Source organism: Paraburkholderia sp. 35.1 (assembly GCF_050436525.1).
GTDB classification, from domain to species: Bacteria; Pseudomonadota; Gammaproteobacteria; order Burkholderiales; family Burkholderiaceae; genus Paraburkholderia; species Paraburkholderia tuberum.
This window is the reverse complement of sequence record NZ_JBNDMJ010000003.1, coordinates 1,389,748-1,412,568: the sequence shown is the minus strand read 5'-3', so window position 1 is coordinate 1,412,568 and position 22,821 is coordinate 1,389,748. Positions and strand designations below refer to the sequence as shown.

Genomic DNA, 22,821 nt, shown 5'->3' with positions numbered 1-22,821 from the left:
CCTGAAGGTGAAGCAGAAGTCGATGTGGCAGTTTCGGTCCGCGAGCAATACGCCCGCGACCGGCCGGCAACGAATCGGCAACATGCAGTTCGGACTCGAGGCGAATTGGTCACAAAAAGTCGCCCGCCACTCCCGTCAACCCTGACGGCAACGTCCCACGCCTCTCGATGGAGCCAGATATGACTGTTGCGAATCTCGTTTCAGCCTCATCCCCAACCTCTCAAACGCGACGCTCGCGACTCGCCGCGGCCGCCAATCCCGTGCTGGCGGGCCCGAGCACGTCGGCGGTGGCCCTCGGCGAAGGCAGCGCCGGCGATGTCGCGTGCATCACGCTCGCCAACTCGCAATTGCGTCTCGATGTCGCGCCGACGCTCGGCGGCGGTGTGACCCGCTTCGACTGGCGCGACGACGGCGCGCTGACGCCGATCTTCCGGCGCTGCAGTCACGTCGGTGGCGATACGCAACCGAACCAACTGGCCTGCTATCCGCTCTTGCCGTACTCGAACCGCATCGGCGGCGGCCATTTCAGCGTGGCCGGGCGGCGCGTCGAGGTGCCGCGCAACCGCGCCGACGAGCCGCTGCCGATTCACGGCGACGGCTGGCTCGCGCAATGGCAGGTGCTCGACGCGGGCCGCGAGCACGTGCGTCTCGCGCTCGACCGCAGCGACGGCAAGCCGTACGCGTTCCGCGCGACACAAACCTATACGCTGGACGGCCCAACGCTGGTCGTCTCGCTCGACATCGAAAACGCTGGCCGCGAGACGCTGCCGTTCGGGCTCGGCGTGCATCCGTTCTTCGTGCGCGACGCGGACACCGAGCTGTCGGCGGCGGCCGGCGGCCTGTGGCTCTCGGGCGACGACTGGCTGCCGGTGCGCCACGTGCCGGCGCCCCCCGCGTGGCAGTTCGGCGTCGCGTATCCGCTGCCGGAGACGATCGTCAATCACGCGTTCACCGGCTGGAGCGGCCAGGCGGCAGTGGTGTGGCCGAAGCGCCGTCTGTCGCTGAACATCGCCGCCGACACCGACTATTACGTGCTGTACACGCCGCCCGGCGAAGACTTCTTCTGCTTCGAACCGGTCGATCATCCGATCAATGCGATGAACCTGGCGGGCGGCGCGAGCGAAAACGGCATGACGCTGCTCAAGCGCGGCGAGCGGTTGACGCGCACGTTCCGCTTCACGGTCGAGCGGACTGGACTGCGCTCGATGCCGGGCGGGCGTGGCGCGCGGCGCAGGTAGTAGTCGCAGCCGTAGCCGCAGTCGTAGCCGCCGGGCCGCCGGCCGGACGAACGTCCGAACGGGCGGCCTGGCGCTGCTATCGCCTATGAGGCGCGGGCCGCGCGGTGACCGCCATCGACGGACGGCGTTCGTGGGACAGGTAAAATACGCGCCTCCTCCGATTACCGGCTCGCCGCGAGACTCACCATGTCCAATTTCATCCAGACACTCAACGACGCCTGGCAGCGCACGAACTCGCTGCTGTGCGTTGGCCTCGATCCCGAGCCCAGCAAATTCCCGGGTGCGCTCGCGGACCGCGCCGACGCGATCTTCGAGTTCTGCCGCACGATCGTCGATGCAACCGCGCCGTACGCGTCGTCGTTCAAGCCGCAGATCGCCTACTTCGCCGCGCATCGCGCAGAAGAGCAGCTCGAGCAGCTGATCGCCCACATTCACGCGAACCATCCGGGCCTGCCGGTGATTCTCGACGCCAAGCGCGGCGATATCGGCAGCACGGCCGAGCAATACGCACGCGAGGCCTTCGAGCGCTACCAGGCCGACGCGGTGACGGTCAATCCGTACATGGGTTTCGATTCCATCGAGCCGTATCTCGAGCACGCAGGCAAGGGCGTGATCGTGCTGTGTCGCACGTCGAACGCGGGTGGCTCGGATCTGCAGTTTCTCGAGACAAGCGGGCGGCCGTTGTATCAGGTCGTCGCGCAACTGGCCGCGCAGAAGTGGAATGCGAGCGGCCAGCTTGGGCTCGTGGTCGGCGCGACGTTTCCGAAGGAAATTGAAGTGGTGCGGGGGATCGTCGGCGACATGCCGCTGCTGATTCCGGGTATCGGCGCGCAAGGCGGCGACGTGCAGGCCACCGTGAGCGCCGGACGCACCACGAACGGCACCGGCATGCTGATCAACTCTTCGCGCGCGATCATCTACGCGGGCAGGGGCGACGATTTCGTGCAAGCGGCCGCGCAGGCCGCGAAGGACACCCGCGACCGGATCAACGCGTTTCGTTGAACCGGCGGGCGATCCCGCGGCGGGCGATCCCGCGACGGCCGGCGCGGCGCGTCAGCGCGCCGGTGCGAGCCGCCCGATCAACCCCGCATGCCGCGGATGCCGCGCCTTCAGCGCGTCCACCTCCGCGAGTTCGAACTCGCTGAATTCGAAACCAGGCGCGACCGTGCAGCCGACCAGCGCGAACGATGCCGGATCGGCGCACTCGGCCGCGAACCACAAGCCGGCCGGCACGACGGCTTGACAGACCGTATCGGGATGCGTGAGCGGATTGCCGAGCCGGTGCGTGACGAGCACGCCGCCGGCATCGCTTTCATCGAGCACGTGGACCAGCAGCGGCTCGCCGGCATAGAAATGCCAGACTTCATCGGAACGGATCCGATGCCACGCCGAATGCGCGCCGTCGCACAGCAAGTAATGGATCGCAGTCGACGCCGCACGGGCGTTCCCAACCTCGCTCGGCTCGCCGGCGCGCAGCACACGCGCGGCCGAGCGGTAGGTCTCCGCAAAAAAGCCGCCTTCAGGATGGGGCTTCAGATCGAAGCGGCGGATCAGTTCGTCTGCGATCGCGCGCGAATCCGGCATTGTCCGCCTCCTCAGTGATAGTTAGCCGCCGCTCAATGCTCGCGTTCGTCGAGTAGCGCCAGCAGGCCGCGCAGCGCGTGCGCCGCGGCCTGCACGCGGATCTGGTCGCGGTCGCCCTTGAAAATCTTCGTTTCCACCGACGTGTGCAGCCGGTTGCTCCAACCGAACGACACCATGCCGACCGGCTTGGTTTCCGTGCCGCCGCCGGGGCCGGCGACGCCGGTGATCGACAGCGACACCTGCGCTCGGCTGTTGCGCAGCGCGCCTTCGGCCATCGCTCGTGCGACCGGCTCGCTGACCGCGCCGTGCTTTTCGATCAGGTCGGCCGGCACGCCGATCATTTCGCTTTTCGCCTGGTTCGAATACGTGACGAAGCCGCGTTCGAACCAGCCGCTGCTGCCGGAGATGTCGGTGATCGCGGTCGCGACCATGCCGCCCGTGCAGGACTCGGCGGTCACGAGCATCAGGCGCTCGTCGCGCAGACGGTTGCTCACGCGGATCGCAAGCTGGTGAACGACGGAATCGGTAGGCATGGCGTCAGTCAATCCGGAAAACGAAGCCGGCCGGGCGGCGCGGCGAACGGCAGGGGCCTGGCGGCGACCAAAAGAGTCGAACGGTACTCGAACGGTGAACAGGCAGCGCTCAAACCGACATCCGCCACAGCGCAATCACCAGCAACGTAAAAAATGCGGCGATCAGGTCATCGAACATGATGCCAAAGCCACCTTTCAGCCGGCGGTCGAAGTAGCCGATCGGCGGCGGCTTCACCATGTCGAAGAAGCGGAAGATCAGGAACGCCCACACCTGGCCGGCGAGCGTGGCAGGCGTGACCATCAGCAGCACGAGCCAGATCGCGACGATTTCGTCCCACACGACCGCCGACGGATCCTCGACGCCGAGCCGCTTCGCGGTAAAGCCGCACAACGCGATGCCGCCGAGAAAGCCGACGCCGATCAGCACGCCCCATTCGATAACTGTCAGATAACGACTCAGCACCGCGAACGAGGCCCACCCGAGCAGCGTGCCGATCGTGCCCGGTGCGACGGGCGACAGCCCGCTGCCGAAGCCGAGCGACAGAAGGTGGACTGGATGCGACAGCATGAAGCGCGCGGTCGCGCGGCGCGGCTGAGCAGGCTTCGGCTCGCGCGGTCCAGGCGGCTGGGGCGGCTCGCCGCCGAGGAAGTCGTCGGCGGGGCCGAGCGGGGGGTCATTCTGCATGAAAGTGATCGAAACCTTGCAAGGTCAGAGTGAGCGGCGCGCCGCTGGCGTTGCGCCACGCGATGGCCGGGCGGTCGGTGGCCGCCTCCAGTGCGCTTATTGTACCGATGCGGGTGACCGGCACGGCGGCCTTCTGCGCGGCGGCCTCGACCGCGGCGCGCGCGGCGGCGGGCGCGGTGAAGCACAGCTCGTAGTCGTCGCCGCCGGCGAGCGTGCAGCGCTGCTGGACGTCGGGCGGCAGGCGGCGTAGCGCGGCCGAGCGCGGCACCGCATCGACGTCGACGCTCGCGCCCACCGACGAGCGTTCGAGGATGTGCCGCAGATCGCCGGCGAGTCCGTCCGACAGGTCGAGCGCCGCGTGTGCGATGCCGCGCAGCGCGAGGCCGAGCGCGATGCGCGGCTCGGGGCGTTCGAGCGCCCGGCGGAACGTCGCGGCGTCATTCGCGGTGGCGGACCATTCGCCGCGCTGCGCGCCGAGGCCGGCGCGCGCGTCGCCGAGAGTGCCGGAGATCCAGATGTCGTCGCCGGGTTGCGCGGCATCGCGGCGCAAGGCTGTTCGCGGCGGCACGCTGCCGAATACCGTAATGCACAGATTGAGCGGCCCGCCCGTCGTATCGCCGCCGATCAGCTCGCAACCGTAGCGCTCGGCGAGCGCGAACAGGCCTTCGCTGAAACCGGAAAGCCAGGCTTCGTCGGCTTTCGGCAGCGAGAAGGCCAGCGTGAACGCCCGCGGCTGCGCGCCCATTGCGGCGAGGTCAGACAGATTGACGGCAAGCGCCTTGTGACCGAGCGCTTCGGGATCGATATCGGCGAAGAAATGACGGCCTTCGACCAGCATGTCCGTCGATATCGCCAGCATTTCGCCGGCAGGCGGCGCCAGCAACGCGCAATCGTCGCCGATGCCGAGCGTGCCGCCTTCGGCATTGGCGGGCCGCCCGGCGGCGGCGCGGCGGGCAAAGAAACGATCGATCAGCGAAAACTCGGAAAGCATGATGGCGGACGGTGAGCGGAGAATGATTGGAGAAATGGCGCGGATCAAGGCGATTGAGCATGATGCCCCGTCGCAAGCGCCGGACCATCCGGACAACGGGCAACGCGCGCTTTCACGCTGTTTCAGTCGCGGCTGTTGTACCCGTATTGAAGGAATTGCGTAGGCAATTGGGGCTACAATGCCGTCGAACGTCTATTCTAATCTGCCCTCCGAAGCCCGCCTTATGTCGAATTCCGTCAATACCAAACTCCGCGAAGCAGCTCTCGATTACCACGAGTTCCCGACTCCCGGCAAAATCGCGATCGCCCCGACCAAGCAGATGATCAACCAGCGCGACCTCGCGCTGGCGTATTCGCCTGGCGTCGCGTTCGCGTGCGAGGAAATCGTCGAGAGCCCGCTGAACGCCGCGCGCTTCACCGCGCGCAGCAACCTCGTCGGCGTCGTCACGAACGGGACCGCGGTGCTGGGCCTCGGCAACATCGGGCCGCTCGCGTCGAAGCCGGTCATGGAAGGCAAGGCCGTCCTGTTCAAGAAGTTCGCCGGCATCGACGTGTTCGATATCGAGATCAACGAGAACGATCCGCACAAGCTGGTCGAGGTGATCGCCGCGCTCGAACCGACCTTCGGCGGCATCAACCTCGAAGACATCAAGGCGCCGGACTGCTTCATCGTCGAACGCGAATGCCGCAAGCGCATGAAGATTCCGGTCTTCCACGACGACCAGCACGGCACCGCGATCGTCGTCGCGGCGGCGGTCACCAACGGCCTGAAGGTCGTCGGCAAGGACATCAAGGAAGTCAAGCTGGTCGCGTCGGGCGCAGGCGCGGCGGCGCTCGCGTGTCTGGACCTGCTGGTCGACATCGGCCTGCCGCTCGAAAACATCACCGTGACCGACCTCGCGGGCGTCGTGTACAAGGGCCGCACCGAACTGATGGATCCGGACAAGGAGCGTTTCGCGCGTGAAACCGACGCGCGCTCGCTTGCCGAGGTGATCGAAGGCGCGGACGTGTTCCTCGGGTTGTCGGCTGGCGGCGTGCTCAAGCAGGACATGGTCAAGCAGATGGCCGCCAGGCCGCTGATCCTCGCGCTTGCGAACCCGACGCCGGAAATCCTGCCGGAACTCGCGCTCGAAGTGCGTCCGGACGCGGTGCTGTGCACGGGCCGCACCGACTACCCGAACCAGGTCAACAACGTGCTCGTGTTCCCGTTTCTGTTCCGCGGCGCGCTCGACGCCGGCGCGACGACGGTCACGCGCGAAATGGAAATCGCCGCCGTCAACGCGATCGCCGAACTGGCGCGCCAGGAGCAGAGCGACATCGTCGCGACCGCGTACGGCATCCAGGACCTATCGTTCGGACCGGAATACCTGATTCCGAAACCCTTCGATCCGCGTCTGATCGTGAAGGTCGCGCCCGCGGTGGCGAAGGCCGCGATGGAATGCGGCGTCGCCGAGCGTCCAATCGAGGACATGGACGCGTACGCGCAGCATCTGCAACAGTTCGTTTATCACAGCGGCACGACGATGAAGCCGATCTTCCAGCTCGCGCGCAGCATCGAGCCGGAGAAGAAGCGCATCGTGTTCGCGGAAGGCGAAGAAGAGCGCGTGCTGCGCGCGATGCAGATCATCGTCGACGAAAAGCTCGCAAAGCCGATCCTGATCGGCCGGCCGGCCGTGATCGAGCAGCGGATCGCGCGTTATGGCCTGCGGCTCGTCGCGGGGCAGGACTACACGGTCGTCAACACCGATCATGACGAACGTTACCGCGAGTTCTGGCAGGAATACGCGAAGATGATGTCGCGCAAGGGCATCACCACGCAGATGGCCAAGCTCGAGATGCGCCGCCGCACCACGCTGATTGGCTCGATGATGGTCAACAAGGGCGAGGCGGACGGCATGATCTGCGGCACGGTCAGCACCACACACCGCCACCTGCACTTCATCGATCAGGTGATCGGCAAGAAGCCCGGCGCGAAAGTCTATGCGGCGATGAACGCGCTGGTGCTGCCGAATCGGCAGATTTTCCTCGTCGATACGCACGTGAACGTCGATCCGACACCGGCCGAGCTGGCTGAGATCACGATCATGGCAGCCGAGGAAGTGCGCCGTTTCGGCATCGAGCCGAAGGTTGCACTCGTGTCGCACTCGAACTTCGGTTCGAGCAATGCGCCGACGGCGCAGAAGATGCGCGATACGCTCGAGATCCTGCGCGAACGCGTGCCGGAGCTGCAAGTTGACGGCGAAATGCACGGCGACGTCGCGCTCGACGCCAACCTGCGCCGTGAGGTATTGCCCGATTCGACGCTCGAAGGCGACGCGAACCTGCTGGTGCTGCCGAACATCGACGCGGCCAATATCTCGTACAACCTGCTGAAGACGGCGGCCGGCAACAACATTGCGATTGGCCCAATTCTGCTCGGCGCGGCCAAGCCGGTGCACGTGCTGACGCCGTCGGCGACGGTGCGCCGGATCGTCAACATGACGGCGCTGCTGGTCGCGGACGTCAGCGCAACCCGCTAACTGCGCATCGTGATCGGGCCGCGACGGGCCCGGCGCCGGTTTTCCAACCGGTGTACCTGAAAAAAAAGGCGTGCCCGCAATGGGCACGCCCTCAGGGCAAGCAGGGGATCGCCACCCCGAAAAATGGCAATGACACGGCCTTTCGGCTCAGTGGTTACAGGCTCTAACAACCGCAATCGAGCGCTTCGGCCAGCGGCCGCTTGCACCGCCCGCACTGCATTCGATCACGGTTGAGCTCAGTTTAGCCTGATTGAGCTAAACATTTTGTCAAAAGTCGTCAAAGTCCGCGCCACCGGCTTTTCCGCGGGGTGAGGCGGGGTGCCATCGGCCGTCGAACGTTGATTCCAAAGGCTATTAGCGATACCCTTACGACTTTCATGGTCGTCAAACTCGTGATCTGACAGCGGGGAAACCGGATACATGGCACGCAACTGGTTGCGCATGAAAGGCGTGCTGATCGGTGCCGCCGCACTCTGCGCGTTGTCCAGTTCTGCGCCCGACGCGCTGGCGCGAGATTACTCGGCGCCAACTGGGGTGGAAGCGCAGGTGGGCACCATCGCGCTGGCGCAATTGCCGCGCGAGGCGGTCGATACGTTGAACCTCATTGCCGCCGGCGGGCCTTACCCGTATCAGAAGGACGGCATCGTATTCGGCAACTACGAACGGGTGCTGCCCGCCCACCGGCGCGGCTATTACCATGAATACACCGTCCCCACGCCTCACGCGCGTAATCGCGGGGCGCGCCGCATCGTCTGCGGAGGTCCGCTACAGCGGACCGACAATTGTTATTACTCGGACGACCATTACACCAGTTTTAACCATATTGTTGAATGACATTGGGATGAACGGCATGAGCGACAACATCTACGCGCACGATTCCGGAGTCGCGACGGATCTTTTCGCGGCCGGCGACGGCAATTTGTTCCAACGCGTCATGAAGATGCGCGCCGACCAGCAGGGTCGCGACAATCAAAGCGAGGCTGCCACGGTGGTTTCATCGAACGAGGAGCCCATGAGCCTTTTCAGGACGGTGCGGCCGAACATCGTGCAGTCGATCCGCGCGTTCCGCGTGCAGGATCTCGCCGACGAGGCCAACCTGCTCGGCCAGCACTTTCTGTATGCGTATTGCGCGAACGCCGCCTCGAAGCAGGAAGTGCTCGAGACGATCGCGACGTCGTTCCTGTTTCCCAAGCATTTCGGCAAGAACTACGACGCGCTCTACGACTGCCTGACCGACCTCGTGCACAAGGCCGGCGCGCAGCCCGGCTTCGTGATCGTGCTCGAACACCTGCCGATCGCGCAGAAATTCGACAAGGAAGGGCGCGAGACGCTGCTCGACGTGTTCCGTGAAGCGGCCGAATTCTGGGCCGAGCGCAAGGTCGCGTTCCGGGTGTTCTACTCGTTCGCTTGAGGTTCGCCGGATTTTCGCCTGTTCAGGCGTAGCTGCTTGAGTCTGACAGTCAACGTCGCGGTATAAACGGCAAAGGCCCGCTAATTGGCGGGCCTTTGCTTTTGTCGCGCTGCTTGGGCAAGCTCCCGCTCACCAGCCGCCCCAGCGCGCCGCGAGCCCCGCCAACACTGCGATTCCGGCGGTCTCCGTGCGCAGCACACGCGGTCCCAAGCCAATCGCGGTAAAGCCCTGTTCGCCGGCGGCGGCTTCCTCGTCGGCGCAAAGGCCGCCTTCGGGGCCGATCAGCAGCGTCACGCCACCAGGCGGCGGCGCGTCAGGCAGCGCCGCAAAGCCGATGCTCGCGCGCGGCGATAACAGCAGGCGCAGCTCGTCAGGCGCCGGCTCGCGCGACAGCGTATCGAGCCACGCGCCAATCTCGCACACCGGCATCACGTCCGGAACCCGATTACGTCCGCACTGTTCGCACGACGCCCGCACCACACCCTGCCAGTGCTGCCGCCGCCGCTGCGCGCGCTCGCCGGTAAGCCGCACGACGCTGCGCGCGGTCGCGAGCGGCACGAAGCCCGAGGCGCCGAGTTCGACCGCCTTCTCGATCAGCCAGTCCATCTTGTCGCCGCCGGCGATGCCTTGGGCGAGCGTCAGCCGATACGGCGGCTCGACCTCGATCGCGCGAAATTCGCCGATTTTCACGCGAGCCGCACGACGCTCGACCTCGACGAGTTCGGCGCCGTATTCGCCGCCCTGGCCGTTGAACAACGCCAGGGAATCGCCTGGCTGCAGACGCAGCACGGCCACGTGGCGCACGACGTCGTCGGGCAGTGCGATCACGTCGTCGGCGTAAAGCGGGATATCAACAAAAAAACGGGGCATCGACGGGTGACTCTTGAATTCAGGACAGGTGGCGGGCGAGTGCCCAGCGATAGCCGTCGATATCCTCGACCTGCGCGAAGCGGTCGCCCCAGAACTGGTCCTGTGGCTCGCTCAGCGACTTCGCGCCGGCCGCGAGCGCGCGAGCATACACGGCGTCGACGTCCTCGACATAGACATAGAACGATTGCGGCGCGATCGTGCCCGCGCTTTTCGGCGTCTTCGCGGTCGAGCCGAACGCGCCTTCAGGCGCGAACATCACGATCAGCTGGCCTTGATAGGTCATCTCGACATGCATGACGACGCCGTCGTCCTGCACGCTGTCGCGCACGTCGAAACCGAACGCCGCCGAGAAGAATGCCGTCGACGCGCGCGCGTCGCGCACCGTCAGATAGGGGGTGAGCCAAGGCACACCGGCGGGGTGGGGGGCGGTCATGGAGTTCTCCGGATCTCGTGAGGCGGCGAGGCCACGGTTGCGGGTTTCGGTCGGGCGCGGCACGCCGGCATCACACGAACCGATTCGCGCAAGGTGTCCGCGCTTCAAAAGGACGACTTCGTCAACGGGCTCAGTTTATCGCGCGCCGATCGCGCCGCCGAGAATAGCCCCGCGTGCAGGGCTGGTTCGTAATGACGCAGCGAATCGATGCCGCGCGCGGCGAGACGCTCGGTGAGCGTGTCGGCGGTGAGCACGGCGGGGTCGAGCGTGTCGCTGGCGATCGCCATCAGCCATAGCGAGCCGTAGAGCGGCACGAAGGTGCCCAGCGTGCGCACCTGTGCGAACGCGGCGTGCAGATCGCCGAGCAGCGCGGCGATGCGCGGCGCGTGGTGGTACGGCGAGCCGAGATGGAGCGACAGCAACGCATCAGCACGTAGCACGCGCTTCAACTGCGCGTAGAAGCTCGGCGTGTACAGGCCGGCCGCGGGCGAATCGGGTGGCGTCAGGTCGAATACGACGAGGTCGAACTGCGCGGCCGCGACGTTCGTTGCACCCTGCGTCGCGCGGGCCGCCGCCGCGACGTAGTCCGCCGCATCGCCGATCACCAGCTCGACGCGCGGATCGTCGAACGCACCGCCATGCACCTGCGGCAAATGTCCGCGCGTGAGCCGCACGACCTCGGGATCGAGCTCCGCGACGACGATCCGCTCGATGCCCGGATGCCTGAGCAATTGCCTCGCGGCCCCGCCATCGCCGCCGCCGAGCACCAGCGCCGCGCGCGGCGCCGGATGCGCGAGCGCGGCCGGATGCACCATGCATTCGTGGTAGATGAACTCGTCGCCTGCGGACGCCATCGGACGGCCGTCGAGCGTGAACAGCGCGCCGAGCTGCGGCGTGTCCCAGATCTCGATCGTCTGATAACGGGATTCGACACGCTCGACGAGGCGCGCGTGAGGAAAGCCGTAGACGGCGTCGGGACAAGGCTGGAACAATAGCGGGGCGTTCACGGCGGACGGGCTCGATCGGTAGTGCGGACACACAGCTGCTCGAATTGTAAATGCCGCCGCCTGGCGGTGCGCGTTGAACCACGCGGCCAGGCGGCTTTCCGGCCGGATAGGGGGTAGCCTTCTGCTAGAATGTGACGCTTTCAGCCTTGTCCGCTTGCTCTGCCCGTTTCGCGTCTCCTGGCGCCGCATCGTGCGCCGTAGCGAAGTGACCGCCGAGCTTCCGGGCCTCAAGCGCGCCCCCGCTTTCTGACTCTGTCCTCGGACTCGACATGACGACCCCGTCTCCCGCACCCACCTCCCTGATGGCCAACGCGATCCGCGCGTTGGCCATGGACGCCGTTCAAAAGGCGAACTCCGGTCACCCCGGCATGCCGATGGGCATGGCCGAAATCGGCGTCGCCCTGTGGTCGCGTCATCTGCGCCATAACCCGAAGAACCCGCAATGGGCCGATCGCGACCGCTTCGTGCTGTCGAACGGTCACGGCTCGATGCTGCTGTACTCGCTGCTGCATCTGACCGGCTACGACCTGCCGATGGACGAGCTGAAGAACTTCCGCCAGCTCCATTCGAAGACGCCGGGTCACCCGGAATACGGCATCACGCCGGGCGTCGAGACGACCACCGGCCCGCTCGGCCAGGGTCTCGCGAACGCGGTCGGCATGGCGCTCGCCGAATCGCTGCTCGCCACCGAATTCAACAAGCCCGACGCCAGGATCGTCGATCACCACACGTACGTGTTCGTCGGCGACGGCTGCCTGATGGAAGGCATCTCGCACGAAGCCTGCTCGCTCGCGGGCGTGCTGAAGCTGAACAAGCTGATCGCGTTCTACGACGACAACGGCATTTCGATCGACGGCGAAGTGGTGCACTGGTTCCACGACGACACGCCGAAGCGCTTCGAAGCGTACGGCTGGAACGTGATCCCGAACGTAGTCGGCCATGACGTCGACGCGGTCGACGCGGCGATCAGGCAGGCGAAGCTGTCGGACAAGCCGACGCTGATCTGCTGCAAGACCGTGATCGGTGAAGGCGCGCCGACCAAGGCGGGCTCGCACGATTCGCACGGCGCGCCGCTCGGCGACAAGGAAATCGCGGCGACGCGCGAAGCGATCGGCTGGAAGTGGGAGCCGTTCGTGATTCCGCAGGAAGTCTACACGGCATGGGACGCGAAGGAAGCGGGCGCGCGCTTCGAAGCGGAATGGGACGAGGCGTTCGCTGCCTACGCGGCGAAGTACCCGCAGGAAGCGGCCGAATTCAAGCGCCGCAGCGCGAAGCAACTGCCGGCCGACTGGAAAGATAAGGCGAAAGCGATCATCGCCGGCGCGAACGAGCGCGCTGAGACCGTGGCGACGCGTAAGGCATCGCAGCAGGCCATCGAAGGTCTGTCGGCCGTGTTGCCCGAACTGCTCGGCGGTTCCGCCGACCTGACCGGCTCGAACCTCACCAACTGGAAGGCCGCCAAGCCGGTGCGCGTGAATGCCGAAGGCCGTGCCGCCGGCAACTACGTGAACTACGGCGTGCGCGAATTCGGCATGAGCGCGGCGATCAACGGCGTCGCGCTGCATGGCGGCTACAAGGCGTTCGGCGGCACGTTCCTGACGTTCTCCGACTACAGCCGCAACGCGCTGCGCGTCGCCGCGCTGATGAAGTCGCCGTCGATCTTCGTGTTCACGCACGACTCGATCGGTCTCGGCGAAGACGGCCCGACCCACCAGTCGATCGAACACGTCGCGAGCCTGCGCCTGATCCCGAATCTGCAAACGTGGCGCCCGGCCGACACGGTCGAAACCGCGGTGGCCTGGACCCATGCGATCGAGCATGAAGGTCCGTCGTGCCTGATCTTCAGTCGCCAGAACCTGCAGTTCAACGAGCGCACCGACGCGCAGATCGCCAACATCGAGAAGGGCGGCTACGTGCTGCGCGACTGGGATGAAGAGATCGTCGCGCGTAAGATCATCCTGATCGCGACGGGCTCGGAAGTCGAACTCGCGATGAAAGCCGTCGAGCCCCTCGCGCGCGAAGGCATCGCCGCCCGCGTCGTGTCGATTCCGTCGACGACCGTGTTCGACAAGCAGGACGCCGAGTACCGCGAACGCGTGCTGCCGCATGGCGTGCGTCGCGTCGCGATCGAAGCGGGCGTGTCGGATTTCTGGCGCAAGTACGTTGGTCTGGAAGGCGGCGTGGTCGGCATCGACACGTTCGGCGAATCGGCCCCGGCAGGCGTGCTGTTCAAGCATTTCGGTTTCACCGTCGAGCACGTGGTGGCGACGGTCAAGGCCGCGCTCGGCTGATGGTTGCGTCGCGTTGCCGTCGTGCCCCTCGTGGCTGCGCGCGGCAACGCACCGAACCGGAAGTCCGACCAGGCGAACATAAACGGATTTTTTAGCCATCAGGAGATAAATCATGACGATTCGCGTCGCAATCAACGGCTACGGCCGGATCGGCCGCAATACCCTGCGCGCCTTCTATGAAAACGGCAAGAAGCACGATATCGAAATCGTTGCCATCAACGATCTGGGCGATGCGAAGACCAACGCCCACCTGACGCAGTACGACACCGCGCACGGCAAGTTCCCGGGCGACGTGTCGGTAGACGGCGACTACCTCGTCGTGAACGGCGACAAGATCCGCGTGCTGGCGAACCGCAACCCGGCCGAACTGCCGTGGGGCGAGCTGGGCGTCGACGTCGTGATGGAGTGCACGGGCTTTTTCACGACCAAGGAAAAGGCGAGCGCGCACATCAAGGGCGGCGCGAAGAAGGTCATCATCTCGGCGCCGGGCGGTAAGGACGTCGACGCGACGATTGTCTACGGCGTGAACCACAACGTGCTGAAGGCGTCGGACACGGTCATCTCGAACGCATCGTGCACGACCAACTGCCTCGCGCCGCTGGTCAAGCCGTTGAACGACAAGATCGGCCTCGTGAACGGCCTGATGACGACGATCCACGCGTACACGAACGACCAGGTTCTGACCGACGTGTACCACGAAGACCTGCGCCGCGCGCGTTCGGCCACGCATAGCCAGATCCCGACCAAGACCGGCGCGGCATCGGCGGTCGGCCTCGTGCTGCCGGAACTGAACGGCAAGCTGGACGGCTACGCAATCCGCGTCCCGACGATCAACGTATCGGTCGTCGACCTGTCGTTCATCGCCGCGCGCGACACGACGGTCGAGGAAGTCAACGCGATCATGAAGGAAGCATCGGAAGGTGCGCTGAAGGGCGTCCTCGGTTACAACGACGCACCGCTCGTGTCGATCGACTACAACCACAACCCGGCTTCGTCGACGTTCGACTCGACGCTGACCAAGGTGTCGGGCCGACTCGTGAAGGTGTCGAGCTGGTACGACAACGAGTGGGGCTTCTCGAACCGCATGCTGGACACGGCTGTGGCGCTCGCGAACGCGAAGTAAGTTTCGGGTTTCACGCTGCATGAAAAAGCCGCTCTTCGGAGCGGTTTTTTTTCGTCTGCGATTTTTGCCGTCTACGGCGTGGGGAAATAGACGCCGGCGCGCTGTGCGGCGTTCGCGATGTGCGTCTCGATCGCCTTGCCCGCGGCGAGCGAATCGCGGGCCTTCAACGCGTCGAGAATCGCGCGATGTTCGGTGTACGTGGACAGCACCCGCTCGCGCCGGTAGAACGGCATGCGCTGGCTTTCCTGCATGATCTCGGCGCTGCTGCGCAGGATCGACTCGATCGCCGCATTGCCCGCGATGCTGACGATGCGCATATGGAACGCGTAGTCGAGCCGAGCTGCTTCGTCGAGTTCCTCGCAGGCGAGCGCGCTTTGCATCGCGGTGATGTTTTCCTCGAGCCACGCAAGGTCGTCGTCGGTGACCGCGAGCACCGCCATACGCGCGACGAAGCCTTCAAGCGCGTAGCGCATTTGATACGTGTCGGGCAGCGACGACTGCTCGGCGAAGCGCCACGCCTGCGCGTTTTTCGCCTGCGCGCTTTCCACGTAGACGCCTTTGCCAGGGCGGATCACCAGCAGACCAAGCGCTTCCAGCGTGGAAAGCGCTTCGCGCAGTGACGCGCGGCTGATCGACAGTTCATCGGATAGCTGGCGCTGCGCCGGCAGCAGACTGCCCACCGGATAGACGCCCCCCTCGATACGCTCGCGGATGGTCGCGATGGCCGCGTCGGTGACGGTGTGCGGGACGTTTTTCATGAGGGATCGCTCGGTAGCGTGGTCTGACCGCAATTCTAATACTTGCGCGCGCGAAGGCGCGCCGCGCGCCGTCTGAAATCCCGAAATCCGACCCGAAATCGCCGAAAACACAACGGGTAAACACTGCTCGATGAGTCCTTGACGCGGGTATATCGGCTTTCTACTATTCGCCATAACAGCACTGGTCGGACCAGTCTGAACAGAAGTGACCGAGATAACCATCCGCAGGAGGAAGCCGTGTTGAAATTCTTCAATTCGCTATTTGGCCGGGTCGTGATAGCGCTCGTGGCCGGCATCGTGCTCGGTGCCGTGTTTCCGCATTTCGCGCAGTCCTTGCGGCCGCTTGGCGATGGTTTTCTGAAGCTGATCAAGATGGTGATCGGGCCGATCGTGTTCTGCGTGGTGGTGAGCGGCATGGCGCACGCGGGCGATCTGCGCAAGGTCGGCCGCGTCGGCTTGAAGTCGGTGATCTACTTCGAGGCGATGACGACGATCGCGCTCGTGATCGGCGCGGTGCTCGCTTACGCGACGCGTCCTGGTGCAGGTATGAACGTGAACCTGAACTCGCTCGATGCGGCGTCGCTCGCGACCTATACCGAACACGCGAAGAGCCTGAAGGACACAGCGGGCTTCCTGCTGAAGATCATCCCCGACACGGCGATCAACGCGTTCGCGACCGGCGACATTCTGCAGATCCTCGTGTTCTCGGTGCTGTTCGGCTCGGCGCTGTCGCTGCTCGGCAAGCGCGCGCAGCGCGTGAGCGGGTTGATCGATGAGCTGTCGCAGGTGTTCTTCCGCGTGATGGGCTTCATCATCAAGCTCGCGCCGCTCGGCGTGCTCGGCGCGATCGCGTTCACGACCGGCACCTACGGCGTCGAGTCGCTGAAGCAGCTCGGCATGCTCGTGCTGGTGTTCTACGCGAGCTGCGTGGTGTTCGTCGTGCTCGTGCTCGGCGCGGTGATGCGGCTCGCCGGCTTCAGCATCTTCAAGCTGATCCGCTATCTGCGCGAAGAACTGTCCATCGTGCTCGGCACCGCGTCGTCCGACGCCGTGCTGCCGCAGATCATGCGCAAGCTCGAATGGATGGGCGTCAAGGATTCGACGGTCGGTCTCGTGATTCCGACCGGCTACTCGTTCAACCTCGACGGCTTCTCGATCTATCTGACGCTCGCCGTGCTGTTCATCGCGCAGGCGACCAACACGCCGCTGTCTATTCATGACCTGATCGTCGTCGTGCTGGTGTCGCTGGTGACATCGAAGGGCGCGCACGGCATTCCGGGCTCTGCGATCGTGATTCTCGCGGCGACGCTGTCCGCGATTCCCGCGATTCCCGTGCTCGGTCTCGTGCTGATTCTGCCGGTCGACTGGTTCGTCGGCATCGCCCGGGCGCTCACCAACCTGATCGGCAACTGCGTCGCGACGGTGGTGGTCGCCGTGTGGGAAAACGATATCGACAAGGCGCGCGCGCATCGCGTGCTGAATCGCGACGCGGCGCTGCGCTACGTGCCCGTCGTCGACGACACGCTCGTCGAACCCGGTGCGGCCGAACCCGCACCGGCGGTATGACGGCTGGTCTGACCAGACGAACCGGCATCGCTTCCTAGATAGCTCCTCGACCTTTTTTCGCAAAGCCGGCGGTTGCCGTGGCGCCGCCGGCTGTTTCCGACCTCTTCGACACCGACCGACATCATGGCCAACCCGATCCTCGACCCGAACGCTCCCGCCTTCACACGCCGCTACATGAACCTCGCCGATCCGCGCCTCGGCGCGAAGGCGCTGTTCGCCAGCGACGAATTCTTCGCGCCGAAAGAGCGCATGCTCGACCCGCAGCCGGCGGTGTTCATCCCCGGCAAATACGACGACCACGGCAAGTGGATGGACGGCTGGGAGACGCGTCGCAAGCGCACGACCGGCCACGACCATTGCGTGATCCGGCTCGCGCGGCCGGGCGTCGTGCATGGGGTCGATCTCGATACGAGCCACTTCACCGGCAATTTCCCGCCGGCGGCGTCGATCGATGCCTGTCATAGCGACGCTGACGTTCCGCCCGAGCACGCCGACTGGCAGCCGCTCGTGCCGGCGACAACGCTACAGGGCAACCAGCATCACTACGTCGAGGTGAAAGACGCGCGCCCGGTCACCCATCTGCGCGTGAATCTGTATCCGGACGGCGGGCTCGCGCGACTGCGCGTGTATGGCCAGCCGCAGCGCGACTGGAGCCGCGTCGAGCGCGGCACGCTGCTCGATCTCGCCGCGATCGAAAACGGCGCGTACCTCGTCGCCGCGAACAACCAGCATTTCGGGCCGGCCTCGCAGATGCTGATGCCGGGCCGTGGCGTGAACATGGGCGACGGCTGGGAAACGCGGCGGCGTCGCGAGCCGGGCAACGACTGGGCGATCGTCGCGCTCGCGCGGCCCGGCGTGATCCGCAAGATCGAAGTGGACACCGCGCACTTCAAGGGCAACTTCCCGGATCGCTGCTCGCTGCAGGCGGCATCGGTGACGGGCGGCACAGACGATTCCCTCGTCACGCAGGCGATGTTCTGGCCGGTGCTGCTCGGCGAACAGAAACTGCAGATGGATCACGTGCACGCGTTCGCGGACGACCTCGCCGCACTCGGGCCGGTCACGCACGTGCGCTTCAACATCTTCCCGGACGGCGGCGTGTCGCGCCTGCGTCTGTGGGGCGAGATCGCTTAACGCAAGCAACGTCATGGAGCGGCACGCATGAGGATCCTGCAGATGGAACGCCTGACGCGCGCGGCCTTCGCGCCGTTCGGCGACGTGATCGAACTCGACGGCGCGCGTTGTTTTCCGATCAACGGCGGTACCACCGAGCGCTATCACGACCTCGCGCGCGTCGACGTGGTGGAGCAGGGCGGCCGGCCGCTCGTCAGTCTGTTTCGCGCGCAGCCGCGCGCGCTGCCCGTCGAGATCACGATGATGGAGCGGCATCCGCTCGGCAGCCAGGCTTTCATTCCCTTACGCGCGGGCCGATATCTGATGGTGGTCGCGCCGGCCGGCGAGTTCGACGGCGCGCGCATGCGCGCTTTCTGGACCGATGCGTGGCAGGGCGTCAATTACGCGAAAGGGGTCTGGCACCATCCGCTGCTCGCGCTCGATCAGGTCAGCGATTTCATCGTCGTCGATCGCGGCGGCGATGCGCCGAATTGCGACGAATTGCAGTTGGCCGAGCCGTGGCGGCTCGCCTTCGAGCCGAGCGCGGAGTTGATTGGATAGCGGTGCTTGCGGCCGCCTGAACAAAAAAACCCGGCCGATCCCCATCGGCCGGGTTTTTTTGTTCGACTTGCCAGGCCGCATGCTCCCACCCGACTGCGACGCATCAGTGCTTGCGATGCGGGCAATTCTCCTTCGTGCACGCCCCATACAGTGCCAGCGCGTGTTCCTGCAGCTTGAAGCCACGTGCCTTGGCGATGGACTGCTGACGGCTTTCGATTTCGGGGTCGAAAAATTCTTCGACCAGCCCGCAATCGAGGCACACGAGATGGTCGTGGTGCGACCCCTCGTTCAGTTCGAACACCGCCTTGCCCGATTCGAAATTGCTGCGCGAGAGCAGGCCGGCCTGCTCGAATTGCGTCAGCACGCGATACACGGTGGCAAGACCGATATCGAGTTCCTCGTGCAGGAGGTTGCGGTACACGTCTTCGGCGGTCAGGTGACGTACCGGACTATGCTGAAAAATCTCAAGGATTTTGAGGCGCGGAAGGGTCGCCTTGAGCCCGATATTCTTGAGATCGGTTGGATTGGTCATGACAAGGGATCCCTAGAGTACAATGCTGGGCTCTCATAGTAATGTGTTTTTGCCGTTCTGGTCATCTTCGATGGAATGAGCGCGGCCCGCAAGCGGGCCCGCACGGTGAGTGAAATGATTTCTAAATCTCAATTGATCTACCGGGGGAGCCGCATGCGGGGTACCTTGATCGCTGTTGCGACTGTCGCGGTTCTTGCCGGATGTTCCACATACGACAGCCTGACCCAGCGCATTGCCCAACGCATTACGCCGTATCGGATTACGGTTGTGCAAGGTAATTTTGTGTCGCAGGAAATGGCCGACCAGATGAAGGTCGGCATGACGCGCGCGCAGGTGCGTCAGTTGCTCGGCACGCCGCTGCTGACCGACATGTTCCACGCGAATCGCTGGGATTACGTGTTCTATTTCAAGCGCGGCTCGACGTCGATCGTGCAGCAGCGTGACTTCGTCGTGTACTTCTCCGGCGACCTCGTGACCCACTGGACGGGCGGCGAGGATCTGCCGACCAATCTCGAATTGCTGGCCGAAATCGACGGTGATCGCCGTGGCCGCCGCCCGAACGCGACGCCGCCGCGCGCGACGAGCGCGGCCGAGGCCGCCAACGCCGTGGCAGCCAGCGACGCAGCGGCCGCCGCCGCGGCACCGGCTACCGTGGATACGACGCGCTCGCCGTCGGTCGAAGGCGCCCAGCAGGCCGCCACGCCGTCCATGGACGCCAACGCGGAAGCCGCTCAGGCGGCCAATCGCGCAACGAGCGCGGTGCCGACGCCGAGCCGCGCGCCGTCCGTGCGGTCGGCCGTGCCGCGAGCGAACGCTGGCGGGATCCCGACGCAAGGCCCGACGTCCGGCGGTCAGCCGCAGTTCCAGTTCAAGCGTCCGCCGCCGCCCGCTCAGGAGAACGAAAGCAACCCGGTCGGCCCGACGGGCTCGCAAAGCAGCGGCAGCCCGACGCTGAACACTTCGCCGGCGACGCCGGGAACGAGCAACTGATTTGCTCGTCGGTGTTGTGAGGCGGGCTGCGCGCCACATGTGCGGCGCCCGCCAGATGTGTGTTTGTCCGGCACCAGGCGAGGTCGGAAATGCGCCGCTTGGGCCGCATGAATGTGTTGCCGCGGTTGCCGCGACAGTGGGTCGCCGCAGCGGGCCGTATCGGTCAGTCACCTGAGCGAGCCGTCCCGGTTGGCCGCCCGCATTGGCTCCAGCAGCGAGCCGGGTGACTTTGCTCCCTGCCGCCGCGTGTCCCTATATCGGCCGGGCGCATTCCCCGGCACACTGGTCCGGGCATTCGCCGGGCCGCGTTTGCCGGGCTCCATACCGGTTGACTCTTTTCGAATCCTCATCGTCATGAAAATTGCCATTGCAGGCGCATCGGGCCGGATGGGCCGCATGCTCATCGAAACCGTCCTCGACGATGCCGACGCGACGCTGTCCGGCGCGCTCTGCCGCACGGGCGCTGCGCAGCTTGGCCAGGACGCCGGCGCGTTCCTCGGCAAAGAGACCGGCGTGCTGCTGTCCGACGACATCGAGCGTGTGTTCGCCGAATCCGACTACCTGATCGACTTCACGCGTCCCGACGCGACGCTCGCGCATCTCGAAGCCGCGCAGCGCCACGACGTGAAAATGGTGATCGGCACGACCGGCTTCGACAACGCGCAAAAAGCGCAGTTGCACGCGGCGGCGCAGAGGATCGGCGTCGTGTTCGCGTCGAACATGAGCGTCGGCGTGAACGTCACGCTGAAGCTGCTCGAATACGCGGCGCGGCACTTCTCGACCGGCTACGACATCGAGATCATCGAGGCGCATCATCGTCACAAGGTCGACGCGCCGTCCGGCACCGCGCTGACGATGGGCGAAGTGATCGCCAACGCGCTCGGCCGCAACCTCGACGACTGCGCGATCTACGGCCGCGAAGGCGTGACCGGCGAGCGCGATCCGTCGACGATCGGCTTCTCGGCGATTCGCGGCGGCGATATCGTCGGCGATCATACGGTGCTGTTCGCGGGCATCGGCGAGCGCATCGAGATCACGCACAAATCGGCAAGCCGCCTGTCATATGCACAAGGCGCGCTTCGTGCTGTACGCTTCCTCGAAGGCTACGACAACGGCTTCTTCGACATGCAGGACGTGCTCGGCCTGCGTTGAGCGAAGCCCGTTGCGCAGAGGCGGAGTAGCGCATCCCGAGTGCGCCCTCCCGAAGTCACTTTCCCAAGGCGAGGTCAGATGGCAGGCAGCAGCGGCATCATCCATTACCTGCAAACGAGCGACGCAATCACGCATGGCGTCGCCTATGTGCTGCTGGCCATGTCGATTGCGAGCTGGTGTTTTCTGATCGTCAAGAGCTGGATTCTGACGCGGGCGAAACACCAGGCCGACCGGGCGATCGCGCGCTTCTGGCAGGCGCCGACGCTCGCCGAAGGCGTCGCCATCCTGCGCCGCACTGATCGTGAGCGCGTGTTCGCGCCGCTCGCCGAAGCGGCGCTGAATGCGGCCGAGGTCGACATTCCGGGCGCGCTGCTCGCGCGCGTCGAGCGCAGCGAACGGGTGCTGCGCGCGCTGCGCCAGGCGCTCAATGCGTCGCAGCGGCGGCTCGAGTTCGGTCAGGTGCTGCTTGCGTCGGTTGGCAGCACCGCGCCGTTCGTCGGTCTGCTCGGCACCGTATGGGGTATCTATCACGCGCTCGGCAGCATCGCGGCGAGCGGGCAGGCGCAGATCGAGAACGTCGCGGGACCGGTGGGCGAAGCGCTGATCATGACCGCGTTCGGTCTGGTGGTGGCGATTCCGGCGGTGCTCGCGTACAACGTGCTGGGCCGTCTCGTGCGGCAGTTGTCCGAGGAGTTGGACGGATTCGCGCACGATCTGCATGCGTACGTGTGCTCCCCAACCGAGCACGCGCCGACGCCTCCGCGCGCGCAGCAGGCGGCGCGCGAGGCGCACCGCTGACTTGTCACGCGCGGCGGGCTCGGCACATCGCGACCTTTCTCGCACGACACACCGCCCATCGCACGGGCAAGCTCAGACGCAAGGAGGCGACATGGCATTCGGCGGACTCGAGAAGAAGCAGACGGCCGCGCCGATGGCCGAGATCAACATGACGCCGCTGATCGACGTGATGCTGGTGCTGCTGGTGATTTTCATCATCACCGCGCCGCTGTTCTCGCACGCGATTCGGCTCGATCTGCCGAAGGTCGCGGCGGCGCCCGCGCGCCAGACCCCGCAAACCATCTCCCTTTCGATCGACGGCGCCGGCAAGCTCTACTGGAACGGCAAGCCGATCACGCTCGCGCAGATGCGCGCGCAGTTCGCCGAGGCCGGCAAGCGGGCGGACCAGCCGGACCTCCAGTTGCGCGCGGAGCGCTCGACGCGCTACGAAGTGATTGCGCAGGTGATGGGCGCCGCGCAGCAGGCGGGGCTCGAGCGGATCGGCTTCGTGACGGACCCGCCGCCGCCCGCCGCGCAGCACTGAGCGCCACCGGGTGCGCACCGCGTTCACGAATCCGGCATACCCAGTCCCGCACCACGCCGCGCGGCGCACCCGTCCGCGAACGGTATAATCAGCCCTTTCCCCGCCGAAGGGGACACGACGCAACGACATTCTGCAGAGCACCGG

The 22,821-nt window shown here is 65.6% G+C and carries 23 protein-coding genes; 14 read left to right on the top strand and 9 right to left on the bottom strand.

Features of this window, described 5'->3' with window-relative positions; all coding sequences use genetic code 11:
- The first annotated feature begins 179 nt into the window (after positions 1 to 179).
- On the top strand, positions 180 to 1,238 hold the full coding sequence (locus OKW27_RS26575; protein ID WP_429335328.1) for an aldose 1-epimerase: 1,059 nt from the start codon (positions 180 to 182) through the stop codon (positions 1,236 to 1,238).
- Between the two features lie 186 nt (positions 1,239 to 1,424).
- The gene (gene pyrF, locus OKW27_RS26570; RefSeq protein WP_429335327.1) at positions 1,425 to 2,240 is read left to right on the top strand and encodes an orotidine-5'-phosphate decarboxylase; all 816 of its coding nucleotides are present in this window, start codon (positions 1,425 to 1,427) and stop codon (positions 2,238 to 2,240) included.
- A 51-nt stretch (positions 2,241 to 2,291) separates the two neighbouring features.
- On the opposite strand, the gene OKW27_RS26565 is transcribed toward pyrF, so the two are convergent.
- The 4 genes from OKW27_RS26565 to thiL all read right to left on the bottom strand — a co-directional run bounded on the left by OKW27_RS26565 (position 2,292) and on the right by thiL (position 5,031).
- The gene (locus OKW27_RS26565; protein WP_184022907.1) at positions 2,292 to 2,822 is read right to left on the bottom strand and encodes a cupin domain-containing protein; all 531 of its coding nucleotides are present in this window, start codon (positions 2,820 to 2,822) and stop codon (positions 2,292 to 2,294) included.
- A 32-nt stretch (positions 2,823 to 2,854) separates the two neighbouring features.
- Positions 2,855 to 3,355: a CinA family protein gene (locus tag OKW27_RS26560; protein WP_090801874.1), complete on the bottom strand. Its 501-nt coding sequence runs from the start codon at positions 3,353 to 3,355 to the stop codon at positions 2,855 to 2,857.
- A gap of 109 nt (positions 3,356 to 3,464) precedes the next feature.
- Positions 3,465 to 4,040 carry a phosphatidylglycerophosphatase A family protein gene (locus tag OKW27_RS26555; protein WP_429335326.1) on the bottom strand — a complete coding sequence of 192 codons (576 nt, stop codon included), beginning with the start codon at positions 4,038 to 4,040 and terminating at the stop codon, positions 3,465 to 3,467.
- A complete protein-coding gene (thiL, locus tag OKW27_RS26550) occupies positions 4,030 to 5,031 on the bottom strand; it encodes a thiamine-phosphate kinase (RefSeq protein ID WP_429335325.1) in 1,002 nt (333 codons plus the stop codon). Before thiL ends, OKW27_RS26555 begins: the two co-directional genes overlap by 11 nt.
- Positions 5,032 to 5,209: 178 nt before the next feature.
- On the opposite strand from thiL, the gene OKW27_RS26545 reads away from it, so the two are divergent.
- The 3 genes from OKW27_RS26545 (at position 5,210) to OKW27_RS26535 (ending at position 8,960) form a co-directional block, all read left to right on the top strand.
- Positions 5,210 to 7,549 (top strand): NADP-dependent malic enzyme, encoded by a 2,340-nt coding sequence (locus OKW27_RS26545; RefSeq protein WP_429335324.1) that lies wholly within the window; start codon positions 5,210 to 5,212, stop codon positions 7,547 to 7,549.
- 420 nt (positions 7,550 to 7,969) lie between these two features.
- Positions 7,970 to 8,383 carry a ribonuclease gene (locus OKW27_RS26540; protein WP_429335323.1) on the top strand — a complete coding sequence of 138 codons (414 nt, stop codon included), beginning with the start codon at positions 7,970 to 7,972 and terminating at the stop codon, positions 8,381 to 8,383.
- A gap of 16 nt (positions 8,384 to 8,399) precedes the next feature.
- A complete protein-coding gene (locus OKW27_RS26535; RefSeq protein ID WP_090805466.1) occupies positions 8,400 to 8,960 on the top strand; it encodes a barstar family protein in 561 nt (186 codons plus the stop codon).
- Between the two features lie 129 nt (positions 8,961 to 9,089).
- On the opposite strand, the gene OKW27_RS26530 is transcribed toward OKW27_RS26535, so the two are convergent.
- The 3 genes from OKW27_RS26530 to speE all read right to left on the bottom strand — a co-directional run bounded on the left by OKW27_RS26530 (position 9,090) and on the right by speE (position 11,270).
- Positions 9,090 to 9,830, bottom strand: a complete 741-nt coding sequence (locus OKW27_RS26530; RefSeq protein WP_429335322.1) for a 16S rRNA (uracil(1498)-N(3))-methyltransferase — start codon at positions 9,828 to 9,830, stop codon at positions 9,090 to 9,092.
- A 19-nt stretch (positions 9,831 to 9,849) separates the two neighbouring features.
- Positions 9,850 to 10,263, bottom strand: coding sequence for a VOC family protein (locus OKW27_RS26525; RefSeq protein WP_090801864.1), 414 nt, complete (start codon positions 10,261 to 10,263; stop codon positions 9,850 to 9,852).
- Positions 10,264 to 10,367: 104 nt separating this feature from the next.
- A complete protein-coding gene (speE, locus tag OKW27_RS26520; protein ID WP_429335321.1) occupies positions 10,368 to 11,270 on the bottom strand; it encodes a polyamine aminopropyltransferase in 903 nt (300 codons plus the stop codon).
- Between the two features lie 269 nt (positions 11,271 to 11,539).
- Between speE and tkt the strand changes: the two genes are divergently transcribed.
- Positions 11,540 to 13,561 (top strand): transketolase, encoded by a 2,022-nt coding sequence (gene tkt, locus OKW27_RS26515; protein WP_429335320.1) that lies wholly within the window; start codon positions 11,540 to 11,542, stop codon positions 13,559 to 13,561.
- A gap of 112 nt (positions 13,562 to 13,673) precedes the next feature.
- A complete protein-coding gene (gene gap / locus OKW27_RS26510) occupies positions 13,674 to 14,684 on the top strand; it encodes a type I glyceraldehyde-3-phosphate dehydrogenase (RefSeq protein WP_008923882.1) in 1,011 nt (336 codons plus the stop codon).
- A 71-nt stretch (positions 14,685 to 14,755) separates the two neighbouring features.
- Here gap and OKW27_RS26505 read toward each other — a convergent pair whose 3' ends face one another.
- The gene (locus tag OKW27_RS26505; protein WP_429335319.1) at positions 14,756 to 15,442 is read right to left on the bottom strand and encodes a FadR/GntR family transcriptional regulator; all 687 of its coding nucleotides are present in this window, start codon (positions 15,440 to 15,442) and stop codon (positions 14,756 to 14,758) included.
- A gap of 237 nt (positions 15,443 to 15,679) precedes the next feature.
- Here OKW27_RS26505 and OKW27_RS26500 point away from each other — a divergent pair, with 237 nt between their 5' ends.
- The 3 genes from OKW27_RS26500 (at position 15,680) to OKW27_RS26490 (ending at position 18,682) form a co-directional block, all read left to right on the top strand.
- Positions 15,680 to 17,008 carry a C4-dicarboxylate transporter DctA gene (locus OKW27_RS26500; RefSeq protein WP_090801858.1) on the top strand — a complete coding sequence of 443 codons (1,329 nt, stop codon included), beginning with the start codon at positions 15,680 to 15,682 and terminating at the stop codon, positions 17,006 to 17,008.
- A 123-nt stretch (positions 17,009 to 17,131) separates the two neighbouring features.
- Entirely contained in the window at positions 17,132 to 18,142 is a 1,011-nt protein-coding gene (gene alc, locus OKW27_RS26495; protein WP_090801856.1) for an allantoicase, read from the top strand.
- 27 nt (positions 18,143 to 18,169) lie between these two features.
- The gene (locus tag OKW27_RS26490) at positions 18,170 to 18,682 is read left to right on the top strand and encodes an ureidoglycolate lyase (protein WP_429335318.1); all 513 of its coding nucleotides are present in this window, start codon (positions 18,170 to 18,172) and stop codon (positions 18,680 to 18,682) included.
- A 103-nt stretch (positions 18,683 to 18,785) separates the two neighbouring features.
- Here OKW27_RS26490 and fur read toward each other — a convergent pair whose 3' ends face one another.
- A complete protein-coding gene (gene fur / locus OKW27_RS26485; RefSeq protein ID WP_013090534.1) occupies positions 18,786 to 19,214 on the bottom strand; it encodes a ferric iron uptake transcriptional regulator in 429 nt (142 codons plus the stop codon).
- 153 nt (positions 19,215 to 19,367) lie between these two features.
- Between fur and OKW27_RS26480 the strand changes: the two genes are divergently transcribed.
- The 4 genes from OKW27_RS26480 (at position 19,368) to OKW27_RS26465 (ending at position 22,677) form a co-directional block, all read left to right on the top strand.
- Positions 19,368 to 20,204 (top strand): outer membrane protein assembly factor BamE, encoded by an 837-nt coding sequence (locus tag OKW27_RS26480; protein WP_090801852.1) that lies wholly within the window; start codon positions 19,368 to 19,370, stop codon positions 20,202 to 20,204.
- Positions 20,205 to 20,558: 354 nt separating this feature from the next.
- A complete protein-coding gene (gene dapB, locus OKW27_RS26475; protein WP_429335317.1) occupies positions 20,559 to 21,356 on the top strand; it encodes a 4-hydroxy-tetrahydrodipicolinate reductase in 798 nt (265 codons plus the stop codon).
- A 78-nt stretch (positions 21,357 to 21,434) separates the two neighbouring features.
- Positions 21,435 to 22,154: a MotA/TolQ/ExbB proton channel family protein gene (locus OKW27_RS26470; RefSeq protein ID WP_090801849.1), complete on the top strand. Its 720-nt coding sequence runs from the start codon at positions 21,435 to 21,437 to the stop codon at positions 22,152 to 22,154.
- A gap of 91 nt (positions 22,155 to 22,245) precedes the next feature.
- Positions 22,246 to 22,677 (top strand): ExbD/TolR family protein, encoded by a 432-nt coding sequence (locus OKW27_RS26465; RefSeq protein ID WP_090801848.1) that lies wholly within the window; start codon positions 22,246 to 22,248, stop codon positions 22,675 to 22,677.
- Positions 22,678 to 22,821: the final 144 nt, after the last annotated feature.